Annotated in this window: 4 protein-coding genes; 1 reads left to right on the top strand and 3 read right to left on the bottom strand. The window is 37.6% G+C overall.

Going from position 1 to position 17,417, the window contains the following annotated elements:
- The 3 genes from Q0E20_RS03070 to Q0E20_RS03060 all read right to left on the bottom strand — a co-directional run.
- Window positions 1-5,698: ESPR-type extended signal peptide-containing protein (locus Q0E20_RS03070; RefSeq protein WP_295996128.1), on the bottom strand; the 5,698-nt coding region annotated here is incomplete at its 3' end.
- Between the two features lie 742 nt (window positions 5,699-6,440).
- A complete protein-coding gene (locus Q0E20_RS03065; protein WP_295996125.1) occupies window positions 6,441-7,244 on the bottom strand; it encodes a hypothetical protein in 804 nt (267 codons plus the stop codon).
- A 97-nt stretch (window positions 7,245-7,341) separates the two neighbouring features.
- Window positions 7,342-15,051, bottom strand: a complete 7,710-nt coding sequence (locus Q0E20_RS03060; protein WP_295996122.1) for an ESPR-type extended signal peptide-containing protein — start codon at window positions 15,049-15,051, stop codon at window positions 7,342-7,344.
- Between the two features lie 695 nt (window positions 15,052-15,746).
- Here Q0E20_RS03060 and Q0E20_RS03055 point away from each other — a divergent pair.
- A complete protein-coding gene (locus Q0E20_RS03055; RefSeq protein ID WP_295996119.1) occupies window positions 15,747-17,411 on the top strand; it encodes a methyltransferase regulatory domain-containing protein in 1,665 nt (554 codons plus the stop codon).
- Window positions 17,412-17,417 lie beyond the last annotated feature (6 nt).

Below are 17,417 nucleotides of genomic sequence, written 5' to 3'. Positions count from 1 at the left end.
TATCACCAATTGTTAAGGAACCGGATGGAGTTAAGTTTACAGTATTGTTAAGATCGTATTTAACTACGCCATCAGCATCTACAGAAGCGGTTGTGTTGGAACCATTTGTGAAGTTCAAACCTTTATTCAAGTTAACTGTTTGAGCATTTTGATTATTCGCTTTGTAAGTAATTGTATTACCACCTGTAGGCAAGTTGCTTAAATCAATCTTAGCTGTTTTATCGATTTTCTTATCGTTGCCGTCAACATATTCCAATGTAACTGTTTTATCAGGATCTACAGTGTATGTTTTATCTTTAATGTGAATATCGTTAGCTTTGGAAATGTTTTTAACGTCGCCAATGTTAGCAGCATTTGTATTATCTGTATCATTGTTGTTAATAACGCCAGATTTAAGGTTAGTGATGTTGTTACCACCAAGACTTACATTACCGCCATTGAATGCGAAGTTGTCGCCACCAATTGTGAAAGTAGCATTGCCACCATTCTTAATTGTATTGATGTTGTTCAAATCTTTAGCCAAACCGATGTTGATTTCGCTGTTACCATCAGCACCTTGCGTAATGCTAGTTTTGATGTTAGAGGAATCATATTCGGAATCAGCTTTAGCGCCAGTACCTTTTACAGTGACTTTGGAACCAAGTTTATTTTTCTTTTCTCCACCGGAGTTAGCATCGAAACGTAAACCATCATCCAATGTAGCCACTTCGTGTTTATTGTTGTTGTTATCGTTGTAAACAATACGAGTGATACCATCAGCACCTTTTTCGCCTTTCATAGTAAGACCATCTTTACCGTCTTTACCATTAAGGCCAATGGAGCCGTCTTTACCGTTGATTACAACGGAAGAACCATCTTTACCATTTACGCCGATTGTACCATCAATGCCATCTTTACCGTCTTTGCCATCATTACCAATCTTGATATTGTTAGCCAAGTCGAATTCAACTTTAGCACCGTCATTGTTGCTAGTTTGTTTAACAGTCAAGTTTTTACCGGCTGCCATTTCAACTGTTTTACCATCAGAGATAGTTTTTGCAGTTGTTTCAGAGTCAGCAGTTGTATTACCTGTAGATTTCACATTCCATACGGATTGTGCAGCACCAGGAGCTACATGCAAGTCATAAGTAACTTGATTACCATTTTCTGTTTTATTAATTTTTACAGAATTATCGTTAGAAGTTACTACTGTGCGAGCATCTTTCAATTGTTTTACGTTAACTGCATCAGTATCGTTTACGCCAGCTTTTACATTAATAATGTTTGTATTATTAGCGTTGATACCAGTTTTAGTAATAGATGGACCACCTGTAATTGTTAAGCCACCATTGTTGAGAATCGTGTCACCAATTTTCAAGGAACCATTTGGTGTTAAATCAACATCATTGGACAATGCATATGTGTAAGTATGTTCACCAGTTGCATTATCAATATTTTGAGCAACAGTTAAGTTTTTACCTGCTGCATAAGAAACAGTTTTACCGTTTGCTACAGGTGTAACAGCATGGTTACCAACTACATTACCTTTAGCATCAGTAGAGAAAGAGTAACCGTCTTTGATTTGATCAGCCAAACCGGACAAGTCGATTTTTGCTACTGTACCAGATTGAGTGGCACCATTACCATCGTTATATTTCAATGTAACAGATTTACTTACTGCATCGTAAGCGTAAGATGTAGTTGTTTCACCTTGACGATTAGATGTTGTAGGTGCAATGTGTAAATCGTTTTCTTTAGAAATACGTTTTACGTCGCCGATGTTAGCTGCGTTATTGATAACATCACCACCAGATTTAAGGTTAGTAATGTTTTGGTCACCCATGTTGATAGGACCATTTGTGATGTTAATGGAGTTAGGACCGAATTCCATTTTTGGACCATTTGTAGTATTGGAAATGGAATTGATGTTTACTAAATCTTTATTAACATCGTATTTAACAACGCCTTCAGCATCAACGGAAGCAGTTGTATTTCTGCCATTTGTAAAGTTCAAACCTTTATCCAATGTAACTGTTTGAGCATTCTGGCCATTCGCTTTGTATGTTAAAGGAATTTGAGTAGCTGCTTTGTTACCATCGAATGTCACTGTGTATGTAGTATTATGATTTGGATCATTTTGTACAGGAGTTACAGTGATAGGGTTGTTAGTGGTATTAGTAGTATTGACAGTGATTGCTTCACGAGCTGCGTCTTTTACGTCGTTACGGGATACGTTTACTTCGTAAGTTGCGCCAGCATCGCCGTATTGGTCACCTGCTTGAGGTGTAACCTTAGCAATGTTTGTATCTGTAGAACTACTAGAATTAGCTTTCGCTTTTACCTTTTCAGTAGAAGCAGCTGTAGGTGTTACATTATCAACGTCTACTGTGTAGATTGTTTTAACGCCACCATCATTTGTATTTTCTGTTACAGACGTAACCTTCGCAGCATTTTTACCACGAACCTCTACAGTATTGTTCAATTTAGCTTTTGCTGCATCGGACAAATCAACTGCTACATTTTTACCAGCTGCTGTTGTTTTGATGTATTGGCCATTATTAGCACCAACTACGCCAAAGCTTAAGCCACCAGCTTGATTCAATTTTTGAAGATCAGTAGCACCGGTGTTACCAGTCAAACCAACTGTATTATTGAAACCGTTATTTACGATTTTCAATTGTTCTTCAGTAGCAGCACGACCTTTAGTTGCAAAGTCAGGTGCATTCAAAGTTACATTTGTTAAACCAGTGATGTCACCAACATTAGCATTCAAATTAATGTTGTGATCACCTGCTACGTTAACAGTTTGGTTGCCACCGAATACAACTTTGCCATCGCCAGCTTTATTCGTAATGGATGTAATATCTTGTAAATCACCTTCAACATCTACTTTGAAAGTTTTAACGCCATTTACATCGCGGTGAGAAGCAGTTGTGTTCTTACCGTTTTCCATATCAATGGATTCTTTAGCAAGATTTTTAATAACAGTCTTACCACCATTGTTGATATTGGAAAGATCTTGTTTAGCAATACCTGTGATAACAGCTGTTTCGTTAGGAACGTCTTTGTTATTACCATCAAGGTATGTCATTGTTACTTTGCCGTTGGCATCAACAGCATATTCACCAGGTTTGATGTGACGTTCGTCAGCACGAACTTGTTTCAATTGGCTAACATTAACTGCATCATTGTCGTTTACGCCAGCTTTCACATTAGTAATGTTCAAATCGCCAGCATTGATGCCAGTTTTAGTAATGGAAGGACCACCATTAATAGTCACCCCATTGTCAGTGATGTTAGTATCACCAATTTTAATAGAACCATCTGGAGTGAGGTCCACATTTTTATTCAAGGAGAATTCAACAGCCGCATTACCATTGTTATTAGTTTGTTTAATGGTCATGTTTTTGCCGGCTTGCATTTCTACAGTTTTGCCGTCACGGATTTCTTGAACACCAGCAGAACCTTGTGCCACTTTACCTTCTGTAGCCGTAGATTTTACGTTGAAGGAGCTCATATCGCCAGTTTTCAAACCGCTCAAGTCGATAACAGCTTTAGGACCAGTTACATTTGTACCATTACCATCTTGATATGTTAATGTTACTTTTTTGTTAGCATCTACAGTATATTCAGCTACATTATTGTTAGTACCGGCTGTAGGTGCTACATGCAAATCATTACCCTTGGAAATACGAATAACATCGCCAATGTTAGCAGCGTTGTTGATTGTATCGCCACCAGATTTTAAGTTAGTAATGTTATTGTCACCAAGGTCTAAGTTACCACCAGTAACACTAATGTTATGATCACCAAAGTTTAAAGTAGGGCCACCGGTCTTGTTAGTAATGGATGTAATACCACCAAGATCGCTATTTAAGGAATATGTATATGTTTGTTCACCAAGAGATTGGTCAATATCTTGTTTAACCGTTAAGTTCTTGCCAGCTGCATAGTTAACAGTTTGACCGCTTTGAACCTTTGTAGGTGTTGCAGAGCCATCTAATTTACCACCGTTAGCTTTTGCATTTGTTAAGAAATCGTATTTATCAGCAGCGTCTGCAGCGTTGATTGTGTAAGTAGTACGACCATTTACAGTTTTCTCATCAACAGTAACGTTTTTACCGGCTTTCACCATGCCAGTGTCATCGAATTTCAAAGTTAATTTGGAATCCTTAGCACCATCATCAGCAACAGCTGCGGATACACGACCTTCACCACGAACGTTTAATTTACCGCCATCAGTCAAGAAATCGCTGGAACCAGTATTACCAGTCAATGCAACGCCAACATTTTTCAATTGAGCTACGTTAACAGCATCAGTGTCAGCAGTACCAGCAGCAAGACCAGTCAATTGACGAGTCAATGTTTCGCCATTACCGATGGATACGGCAGCAGTTGTTGCGGTTTGTACATTACCTTGTAAATTTGTATATTTACGAGTATGTAAATCAGAAGGGTTATATCCTAGAACACCCTTATCTGTTGTTGCAACAGAAGAAGAACCAAGAGCTACACTATTAGCAATATTAGCTTGCGCTGCATTACCCAAAGCAGTAGCAGCCTCTGCATTTGCTTCAGTTGTACGACCTAATGCAACACCATATTTACCGCCTGCACGAGATCCAGGACCTTCAGCGATAGCAGATTCACCAGATGCTTGGGATTGCATGCCAATAGCAATAGCATTTACACCAGATGCAATTACTTTAGGGGATCCCTCGCCACTTTGACCAATAGCAATAGCATTATTGCCGGAAGCTTCAGCACGAGCACCGATTACAGTAGCACCAGAGCCAGATGCAGTTGTTTCACGACCAATAGCAATCGTATCTAATTCTGTTGCTTGGTTGTCACGACCGATGGCAATTTGGGAATTCTCTCTATTTCTACGTGCATCACCACGATTACCAGCTGCAGAGTCAGTCAAGTTGTTTTTACCAATGGAGATACCACCCATTGTTTTAGCATTATTTTGTTGACCTAATGTAATAGTATCTGCTACATGGGATGTATTTTCAGAACCAATGGCAACAGAGTTTTGCCCCAATGCATTGTCGCTATAACCAGCAGCAACGGAACCAGGACCAGCAGCATTTGTATATACACCCATTGCAGAAGCACTAGTACCAGTAGCACTGGAGTAGTTACCAATTACTGTAGAGTACTCACCAGCTTGTTTAGGTGTTGTTTGCCAAGTGCCTTGTGTGTAATTAACATTGTTATAGGAACCAACAGCAACAGCACTTCTTGCATTTGCATTACTTACATTACCTACAGCCAAAGAAGCATCGCCAGAAGCATTATTACCAGCACCAACAGCTGTAGCAGCACCACCTGTAGCCGTATTTCTATTACCTACTGCAGTAGTTGCGTTATTTGTTGATGTATTTTTAGCACCAATCGCTACTTTACCATCATTACCAGCTACATTGTCAGTTGTATTTTGGTAACCTACAACAATAGAGTTTTGACCTACATTATAATTACGACCATTAAATCCTGGTTGGGTATCTGCCCAAACATTTACATGGCTATTACCAGTGTCCATACCAGCCATTGCTTGTTGAGGCGCAATGCCGCCCATAGCACCAGCGACAGCTAAACCAGCCAATACGCTAGCTAGGACTTTCTTTTTGCCGCTATTATTTTTCGCAATTTCAGGTACTACAACGTAGCACTCTTTAGATTTGCTCCAAACGACTTTAAAGACCTTATTCATAAAACCTTTGAACCCCTTTCTCATAAGTACATAGAAAATGTAACTTTTACACTTAGTTCACTTCATGAAGAGTGTTTTTTCTCTCATTCACACACACTTCATATAGGATATTTAAATAATATCAATTTATTAATTAATTGTAAATACTTTTTCACCTATTTTTTTAATGAAATTTTATATTTTAGGTGAAAATAAACGAAAATTTATAGGTATGTGTAAAAATATTCTCACACGTATAAAATCAAGCTATTACTATGTTTATATCATAATTTATGCCATTTTCTTCATACAATTTTCATATACTCAACAGTTCTTTTTAGTTTATATTTATGTTAAATAATGTAAAATAGAGCAAAATCACAGCTATTATCCAACACCTTTTATATATAAATTTCATAAACTTGTATTTACAGATAATACAGTAAATATAAGGATTTATAGACATTTTATCAATTCATTAAATTAAACAAGTTATTCATGTATTTTATTATTTATTAATATATATCTATTAATATATGTCTTTATTACAGTACACATACTAACATCGATCTAGAATCAATTCGTATTCTATGCACAAAAAAACGCCCACACATAAGGAGCAGTACTTTCAAAATTGCATGCAATTCTGAAATCTGTTCACCTAGTGTGAGCGTCTTTATTATGGCCCCTATAGATAGAAAGGGGTCGGGATTAGAGAGTCTCTATAAGAGCCATCTGAATGTATCATTCATTATCAGCCAGATTATTTGCCAATAGCATCGCGTAAATTAACTTTACGGGATTGAGGTTGATCTACAGGCACTTTCGCCATAGCTGCACGAAGATCTACTTCATGATCATCATTAGCAGTAGGTTCTTCACTTGCTTTGTTTTTCACCGTTTGTTTTGCGGCGTACCAAATTGTTTCATTCATGTAATGACGAAGTTCATCATTATTTACATGTTCTTGATCATGAGCCATGATATCCAAAATAGAATCTTCCAAAGCTTGTGCTTCTTCGTCAGTCATAGGACCGCCGATTTTCTTTTGCTGTTGGATAACCACATTAATTTGATCTACCATGTCACGAAGTACATTGTAGCCATAGCTATTAGTAAAGCCATCTTGTTCGTTATATTTTGGCATATCAAAATATTCGTATTCATTTTTGTTGCGGTTTTCACCGTTCCAATTCATGAACACTTCTTGACCATGTACACGACCGATAGAATGTGTGCGGAAATAGTCAGCATAATTATGTTTATCATAAGAATGCAACCAAATCTTTTCAGACTTCGTCAATTGTTTATGATCATCGTATTTCACCTTAGCTTTTGCAATATTGATTTCCGCATTTTGCCAAGCTTTCACATAATCATGAACAGCTGCCACAGTTTGTGGGCTCGCTACTGGAACGAGTACAACAGAACCAAGTTGTGGCGTCATTACAGGGTTTTTAACAATTAATACATCATCATATGTAGGTGTGCTAGCTGCGTGACCAGTAAGGGATGCAGCGCTCATTAATACTGCTGCTGTGAAAGCAAGCATTGTAGATTTTTTCATATCTATTCCTCTTTTCTTAGTCGAATCAAAAGGGACGAGAGGGTTCTCGGAACCGAGTTCCCTCTTCCCACTATCTGTGAAAGTATTAGCTATCAAATTATAAACCTAATTTTGCCATCATCGCAGCAATTTGAGCTTTCATTTGTTCATTTTCTGCTTTCAAGTCAGATACTTCGCCTTTTAATCCGGCATTTTGAGCTTTCATAGCTGCCATTTCTTGTTGCATTGCATACGCGGAACTGATAGGGCCTTTGCGGTAACGATCTGCTACAGCAGCTTCGCTATCACGGTTACCAACTTTCCAAGTTACACCAGCATTCGCCATCATGTGGCTAGAACCACCAGCCCAGGAGATGCCACCATGAATCAATGTAGATTCATTTTTGTAGTGTGCAACGCCCATAGCGATTGCAGAAGTACCACGGTAGTTACCATAACCAGCCATGATTTGAGTTGGTTCCAATGGATCGTATTGGATAGGTTTCAAAGCGGAGAGAGCTGCGCCTTGAGCACCTACACGGCCGATTTCTTCGCCAAGCATATCTACACGAGGGTCAGCTGCAGGAGCACCTGGAGTACCTGATACTGCCAAATCGTAAACTGGAGCACCATCAGCATCTGTATATACAGGTTTAATGCTTATACTCCGATTACTAGATATAACCTTAGTCAATTGACCTACATTAGCAGCATCAGTTGGAGCAGTACCTTTTTTAACATTTGTAATTTTGTTACCACCCATATCAAGGTTACCACCTGTTACATTAATGGAGCTACCACCAAATGTCATTTTAGGACCACCAGCAGCATTAGAGATGGATGTAATACCTGTTAGATCACCCATTACATCAAATGTAACTTTACCATCAGCAGCTGTACGAGCTTTTGTATTTGTTCCGTCAATGAAGTTCAAGCCATCAGATAATTTAACTGTACGAGCACTACCACCGTTTTGTTTGTATGTTAAAGGAATTTGAGTTGCAGCTTGATTACCATCGAAACCAACTTTATAAGTTGTTTCATGAGCTACAGATGTATCTGGAGTTACTGTAATAGCAGGGCTCACGGATGTTACTTTAACAGCTTCTTTAGCGGCATCTTTAACAGCATTTTTAGATACGGACACTTCATATGTTGCACCTGCTGCGCCGAATGTATCGCCAGCTTTTGGAGCTACAGTAGCAATATTTGTATCACCAGCGGCTGCAGTACCAGCTTGTACTTTTTCAACAGCTTTTTTCTTAGCCTCAGTAAGAACTTTATCCAATTGTTCTTCAGTTGCTGCACGACCTTTTGTTGCAAATGTAGGATCATTAAGAGTTACATTTGTTAAACCAGTGATATCGCCAGTATGACCGTCGATTTTAACTTTATGAGTATCACCAATAGTTACAACAGGTTCCAAAGATACTTTGTAGTTCGTATGACCATCTGCTGCTGAATTATCAGTTTCAACCTTAACGTTAGTATCGCCAGCTTCTACTGTTGTTTTCGCTGCATCAGTGTATTTCTTCAATTGAGAACCATTCACTGCATCTTTAGATGTTGCATTTACAGCACCATCAGCTACGTTAGTAATTTTCTTGCTACCTGCATCTACACCAGTACTAGTAACGGAAGGACCATTAGCAATTGTCAAACCACCATTATTAATAGTAGTATCACCAATTTTTAAGGAACCAGTATTACCAAGATCAACATCTTTGTTCAATGCATATTCAATATGAGTACCATTAGCATCACTTGTTTGTTTAACAGTTAAGTTGCTAGTAGCATTGAAGTCTACTTTTTTACCATTATCAATAGTTTTACTTGTAGCACCATTGTTAGCAGTTACATCAAAACTATTCATTGTGCCAAGACCAGCACCGCTGATTTCAAGGTTACCAGCTGCATTTTTAGCTACAGTAATGCCATCTGTACCAACAACATTAACTTTGCCATTCGTAGCAGGAACATCTGTACCATTAGCTTGGATAGTCCACAATTGATCTGTAGTAGCTACAGTTTTTGTAGTACCACCTTTTGTAGTGAATTCAATGTTATCGCCATTGCTCTTAATAGTATTATCACCAAGTTGGATACTATTTAAACCTTTAAGGTTTTTATTCAAACGGATTGTTAATGTATCAGTACCATTAGCAGTAACTGCGATATTACCAGTTGCAGATTGGAACGCAGCTTCATCAGCAGCAGTTACACCTTCACCTTGTACTTTTACTAAAGAACCAAGTTTATGTTTATTTTCAGTAGAAGTATTGTTACCAGTGAATTTCAAGCCATCATCCATAGTAGCAACTTCACGTTTAATATCGTTACCATCAGTATCTTTCAATGGATTACCATTAGCATCTTTTGGTACGTATACGATACGTTCAGATTGGTTATTGTTGTTAGCTTCTGGTTTAACAAGTGTTTGTGTACCATGATCTGTAGAAATATCTAGGTTTGCACCATCAGCACCTGGTGTACCAGGAGTACCTTTAGGTCCTTGTAAACCAATGTGGCCTACGCCGTCTTTACCAGAAATGGATACTGCGTCTTTACCATCTTTACCAGCAATACCTACTTTACCGTCAATACCATTTGTACCAGGTATGCCTGTAGCACCAGTTGCGCCTTGTGGGCCAACGATAGTTACACCATCTTTACCAGCAACACCATCTTTACCATTAACAACAACTTTATCTAGATTAGTTAAGTCTTTATCAAGGCTATACGTATAAGTATGTATTTTATTAGTTGCATCAATGTCTTGTTTTACAGTCAAGTTTTTACCTGCTGCATAGTTGATTGTGCCACCATTTGCGACAGCAGTCACTGCAGCTGGATGAGTTGTATCATTAGCAACAGTACCACCATTTGCAGTAGCATTCGCATTAAATGTATAACCAGATGTAATTTTATTAGCCAATGCAGATAAATCGATAACCGCTTTTGGAGCAGCCACTGCTGCGCCATTACCATCTTGGTATGTCAATGTAACTTTATTATTAGCATCAACTGTATATTCAGCTACATTATTTGTAGTGCCAGCTGTTGGTGCGATGTGTAAATCAGTATCTTTAGCAATTTTCTTAACATCACCGATGTTAGCACCATTTTTATTATCTGTATCATTATTGTTTACAATACCTGATTTAAGATTAGTAATGTTGTTATTGCCAGCATTGATGTTACCACCAGTGAATTTGAAAGCATCACCATTGTTACCAGTAGCTGTTGGATTTTGGAATACCAATTTACCAGAATTAGTATCGCCTGTAATAGAGTTAATACCAGCTAAATTTTTATCGAGTTTTACATCAATTGTAGTATCATCACCAGTTTGATTGATGAAAGTTTTGATATTAGCACCGCTATAATCAGCATCTGCACTAGCACCGGCACCTTGTACTTTCACAACGGAACCTAATTTATTAGTTTTTACACCACCAACATTAGCGTCGAATTTCAAACCTTTATCAGTCAACGCATCAGCAGTATTTTTCAAATCGGTTACGTTAACCGCTGCATGTTTTGTATTATTATCACCAACTGCAGCATCTAATTTATCTAAATATGTTGCACCAGTTTTACCATTAATAGCAGAACCAACGTTGTTAACGATCATAGTACCGCCAGTTGTAGAACCTTTTGTTGTACCATTAGCAGGAGTTTCGAAAGATGTAATCACATCACCTGCATTAACTACTGTACCAGTACCATCAGGGCTTGTATTCCACGTAACAGCACCACTTGTAGGATCTACAATTTTATATACTTTAGTACCATCAGCTTTAGTGTAAACCGCTGGTGTTACAGCATTTACAGTATAAATATTATGACCATCTGTTGTATCAGTTGTAAGTTTAACAGTTACATTGTCACCAGCTTTTACTTCTGTTTTAGCTGCTTTCAATTGTTTTAAGTTAACTGCATCGCTATCATTAGTACCATCATCCACATTAGTAACCTTGTTACCACCAACGGATAAGTTACCACCAGAGATTGTTACGGCAGGTGTATTAGCAGCACCACCAGGAGCATTATTCAATGTAATCGTTGTACCACCATTTTTAATAGTGTTAATACCATTAAGATTTTTAGACAATTGAACGAGTAATTTACCATTGCCATCGTTGTTTACACCGATGTTATTCGTAGTTAAATCAGCTTTAGTAGCGCCACCAATAATGTCTACAACATTATTGAGATGTTTTTTAATAACATTAGCATTAGTTGCTTGGTTTGCTTGACCATCATCGCCAGCAAATTTCATGCCATCATCATGTGTTGCCACTTCATGTTCAACATTATTTTTATCTGTGTAAACGATACGAGTCAAGTTAGTACCAGGAGCACCATCAACACCAGGAACACCATCTTTTACTTTCAATGTTGCACTAGCACCAGGAGCACCTGCAGTGCCTCGAGGACCTGTTAGACCGATAGAACCGTCTTTACCATTGATAACTACGGATGCACCGTCTTTACCATTAACACCGATTTTACCATCAACACCATTAGCACCATTAGCACCATCTTTACCAACTGCAATTTCATCGGATAGAGCAAATTCAACCTTAGCACCATTAGTATCGCTAGTTTGTTTAACAGTTAAGTTTTTACCAGCGATCATTTCTACTGTTTTTGCATTAGCAATAGTTTTAGCGGCTGTTTCATGGCCTGCCGCCGTTGCACCACCATTAGCAGCATCTGCAGAGGATTTAATATCCCAAGTAGAAGTGGTACCAGTAGCTGGTGCTACTTGCAAATCGAATGTTGTTACACCATTAGCTGTTGTAGTATTAATTGCTACTGAATTATTACTAGAAGTTACATTATATGTTTTATTTAATTTATCTTTAGCAGCTTGTGTCAAGTCTACTTTGATATCGGAGCCACTAGCAGTTGTGCTGATGTATTGGTTTGCACTACTTGCACCAGAACCATCACCTTTGATGTTGAATTTGATACCACCAGCATTATCTAATGTGAATTTAGTAGTTTCTGTGCTACCATCTGCACCTAAATTGATTTTATTGTTGAATTTTTGATCAACAGTATATAATTGACTACCATTTACAGCATCTTTGGATGTAGGGTTTACATCACCATCTTTAACATTAATGATTTTATTACTGCCATTATCAAGGCCAGATTGAGTCAAAGTAACGTTAGATGTTGTGCCACCAGCAGGAGCAGTAATTGTTACACCACCATTGTTAACTTTAGTACCACCAACAGTTAAGGAACCAGTATTAGTCAAATCAACGTCTTTGTTCAAATGGAATTTAACAACGCCATCGTTACCGATTTCTGCTGTAGTATTTGTGCCATTAGTAAAGTCTAAACCTTTGTCTAATTTAACTGTTTTATCACCAGTACCATTAGCTTTATAAGTTAATGGAATTTGTTTAGCCGCTTTATTACCATCAAATGTAATAGCATATGTTGTATTGTGGTTTGTATTATCTGGTGTTGGTGTTACAGAAATAGGATTATTTGTATCAGCTGTATACGTACCACCAGTTGTTGTACCACCATTATTTACTGTTACCGCTTCACGAGCTGCATCTTTAACAGCATTACGAGATACAGATACTTCATAAGTCGCATTAGCAGCACCAAATGTATCACCAGATTTTGGTCCTACCTCTGCAATATTTTTATCATTAGTAGCATCGGCTGCTTTTTGTACTTTTTCAGTAGAAGTAGTACCACCTGTTGTCAAACTAGATAAATCAATAACTGCTTCTTTACCATTAACTACAGTATTATTACCATTTGTATATGTTAATTTAACTTTTTTATTAGCATCAGGTGTATACGTACCAGGCGTGATATGTAATTCAGTATCTTTCAACTGTTTTACATTAACTGCATCATTATCATCTGTACCAGGAGCCACGTTCACAATTTTATTGTTTGTAGTGCCATCACCCAAGGATAAGTTACCACCAGTAATATTGATGGAACTACCACCAAATGTCATTTTTGGCCCAGTTGTAGCATTAGAAATAGATGTAATACCAGTTAAAGCACCTTCAACATTTACTTTATATGGATCAGCGGCTGTACCTGTACCTACAACAGTTGTATTTTTACCATCTTTTAATATAGTTTTAGCATCTTTTAATTGTTTTACATTAACTGCATCATTATCAGCTTTACCTTCTGCAACATTAGTAATCTTATTACCGCCATTGTTAAGACCAGCATTAGTCAATGTAACATTTGTTGTAGTACCACCAGTAGGAGCAGTAATTGTTACACCACCATTAGTTACTGTTGTACCACCAACAGTCAAGGAACCACCACTAGTCAAATCAACATCTTTATTCAAAGAATATGTGTATTGTTGAGCGTTAGTGCCTAATGTTTGCGCTACTGTGAGGTTTTTACCTGCACTGAAAGTTACTGTATCACCAGGAACTACTTTAGTTGCAGTAGCAGAACCTGTTAATGCACCACCATTAGCAGATGCATTAGCATTCCAACCAGCTTTATTAATAGCTTGTACTACATTATCAGTAGTAGCAACACCATTTGGAGAAGGAGCTACTGCCTTACCATTGTTATTAGTGATATCATTACCTGTTGCAATTTTAACTGTAACACCATTACCATCTGCTTTTGTAGAAATTAAACCTTCACCTTTAAGGTTTAATGTACCATTATTCAACAACACATCGCCACTACCACTATTACCAGCATATTTTAAGTTAACATTTTTTAATTGAGCCACGTTAACTGCATCAGTATCTTCTTTACCTGCTGCAAGGCCTGTAATTTGACGAGTCGCATTAGAACCATCGCCTACAGAAACAGCTGCTAATGTAGATGTTTTTGCATTACCAGATAAACCAGCATATGTATTTGTACGGCTATCAGCAGGATTATAACCATCCACACCTGCTGCAGTAGTTGCTTTGGAATGAGAACCAAGAGCAACACCATCTTTTACAGATGCAACAGATTCTTGACCTAATGCGGTCGCACTTTCAGCAGTAGCATTTGCACTATATCCAAGGGCAGCAGCGCCTGTAGCAGTTGCTTGTGAAACACCACCTACTGCAGTAGAAGCTTTACCTGTGGAGTTAGATTGCATACCAATTGCAATAGAGCCTTGGCCTGTGGATGTAGTTTTGTAACCATCACCATTACCAGCAATTGCAATAGACCCAGAATTTGTTGCTTCGGAACGAGAACCGATTGCTACAGATACAGAGCCAGATGCTGTATTTGCACGACCCAAAGCTAATGTATCTTCTTGAGATGCTTTATTATCACGGCCGATAGCAATTTGAGAGTTACCTGCAGCTCTACCACCATTTGCAGTAGAATCAGCAGTATTCCCTTTACCAATAGTGATACCACCACCAGTATTAGAATTATTAGAGCTACCTACAGAAATTGTATCTTCTTTTTTAGCATTAACATTTTCACCAATAGCCACCGCACGATCGCCTGCTGCAGTAGATAATCTACCAACAGCTACAGCTCCTGTACCTGTTGTTAATTGTTGACCAATAGTAACAGAGTTATCACCTGCAGTATTTTGTGTATTTGTATTTGTTACAGCAGGGCCACCTGGTGTAGGTGTATCAACTCTTTGATTGGACCAAACATTAATATTATTACCATTCGTGTTAGAGCCCGCTTGTACAGGTGTACCCATTTGTGCAGTAGCACCAACCATAGCCAAACCAGCTAATACGCTAGCAAGAACTTTTTTCTTACCACCATTGTTTTTTGCTACTTCGGATACTACTACGTAGCATTCTTTTGTTTTGCTCCAAACTACTTTAAAGATCTTATTCATATTTCTATGAACCCCTTTCTTTTTCTCTTTCTTTAAGACACTTATAATCCTTAATTAATCCCTATTCGATAGAAATAAAAATCATTATATGAAAGACTGTTTTATACCTTTCACTTTTCATTCATCTTACTTCATGTACATACTATAACAAATATTTTTTGTTTTGTAAAACATTTTCTCTCATTTTTTTCTCATAAAATTGGAAAAATGTTTTATTTTTTAATTTTTGTTAAGAAATGGTGTATTTTTTACACATTTTTGTACTATTTTTTTCAATTTTAGTAAACATACATTAAATGTTTTCGATTTATTTATTTATGCAAATATTAATTATCATCACATTTTCATAAATTATCAGTTAATATATTTATGTACTTTCAAAACCATCGATATATTGTAAATCCATAATAAACCATATTAAATAACAGTATATAAACTATTATGTACTACCAAAAATAGTTGTTTACATCACCAAAACTTATCAAATTAGCCTTAGTATACATGAATGAACTATTCATGAATGTAGCTGTAAGCACATATATTATATTGATGGTATAAATATTTCACGCTAGGTCTATATAATTTTCTATATAGGTTTATATATATAAGGAATATAAACTTTCACCATAAAGCAATATAGTATGATATACTAATCTACAGTAATACATGAGGGAGTGTAGACAAAGGGGTTAATCATGAAAAAAGAAACCAAAAAAAATAAAGCCGCATCAGCCTCTGCTGAAACGGCAGCTAACCAAAATATTGTATCCAAACCAGATGTGACGGATACGACGGCACACACAATGGAAATGCCTAGGGATGTAGAAAAGAGTATAAATGATTTAAAGGCGTCCTACGATACGTTCCTTTATATTTCAAAACCATTCTCTAGCACGAACATCAACAATTTATACGCAAAGGCTAAGATTTATGGTCTTGATCCGGTTCCTGTGCACAAGGCGCGCGTGTTAGAACTTGGTGCGTCCTGTGGCGGTAATATCATCCCACAAGCGATGTACTACCCTACGGCAACGTTTACAGGCATCGATCTATCTAGCGTACAGGTACAACATGGTAACGAGATCATCAAATCCATCGGCCTTACGAATGTGACGCTACTAGAAAAAAATATCATGGACGTGGACAAAAGCTTTGGTACCTTCGATTACATCATCGTTCATGGTATCTGGTCTTGGGTACCGGACATGGTAAAAGACAAAATTCTTGATATTTGTAGCGAGAATTTATCGAATCGCGGTATTGCCTATGTATCGTACAATACGTATCCTGGTTGGAAACGATTAGAGCAGTTGCGCGAGATCATGTTGTATGCTGACAAACGAGCAGAAGATAAAGATTTATTGGAACGCACCCTTTACACGAAGAGTGTATTAAAACTCGTAGCAGAAACGATGAACAGCGATGATCGTTCTCGTACACAATCCAATTACAAAATTAACAACATCAATCGGGTGTTACAATCTAATGATTATTACGTAGCACACGAGTACTTGGAAACCTACAATGATCCAGTATATGTATCCGATTTCATTGAACGAGCTCGCCAACACGGCTGTGCCTATGTAGGTGACGAATCATTACAACGCTCCTTTATCACTTGGCTTTCAGGAGACGTGGAAAAAAATATTTCCACCTTATCTAACGGCAATTACATCGATAAGGAACAATTCTACGATTACGTGTATGACACACAATTCCGTATGAGCCTATTAACGAAACTATCCAATGTAGGCAAGATTAAACATGACGAAACGGTAACACAAGACATTTTAAATAACTTGTACTTTATGGCACCATCTAGAAATGTGAAAGGCGTTCCTGAAGAATGGACAAACACGATTTTCATCGCCATTAAAGTATTGATGGATACGTTCAAAGAATTTACCGTTCAGGATATCATCAATTACATCGAAACTCACTATCCAGGCTATGTTATCGATCCTAACGTATTGTATCAACGTCTGTTCTTACTCATCGTAACAGATAACCTCAACATTTTTGGTGCATCCTATCCTCGCACGCCATTTGTTGAAAATGAAAGCTACATCCCAGAGCGCTTTATCAAGTACATTGAAACCATCGTAGATAAAGGAGGACAACAATACCTCACCCCTGGCAATATGTACAACCAAGTCGATGATGTGGTCGATAATGGTTTGCTATACGTAATGAAACAATTAGGTAAACCAATTTCCCTTGCGGACTTAATCGCCAACATTGATGCCAATCTAACGGTTAACCGTACCACTAAGGACGGCTATACCTACAGAGTACCTACCGAAGAATATGTGCACGAAGTATTAGCACACATTGAAATGCTGGGGTACTTTACAAAATAATTTGAA

Origin of the sequence: uncultured Veillonella sp., from assembly GCF_934230905.1 — a bacterium.
GTDB lineage: Bacteria > Bacillota > Negativicutes > Veillonellales > Veillonellaceae > Veillonella.
The sequence above is the reverse complement of the archived record's forward strand: the minus strand, read 5'-3'. Positions and strand labels throughout refer to the sequence as shown.

Bases quoted from the DNA above. Each gene is read 5' to 3' on its own strand.
- Q0E20_RS03065 (WP_295996125.1), bottom strand. From the start codon at position 7,244: ATGAAAAAATCTACAATGCTTGCTTTCACAGCAGCAGTATTAATGAGC.
- Q0E20_RS03060 (WP_295996122.1), bottom strand. From the start codon at position 15,051: ATGAATAAGATCTTTAAAGTAGTTTGGAGCAAAACAAAAGAATGCTAC.
- Q0E20_RS03055 (WP_295996119.1), top strand. From the start codon at position 15,747: ATGAAAAAAGAAACCAAAAAAAATAAAGCCGCATCAGCCTCTGCTGAA.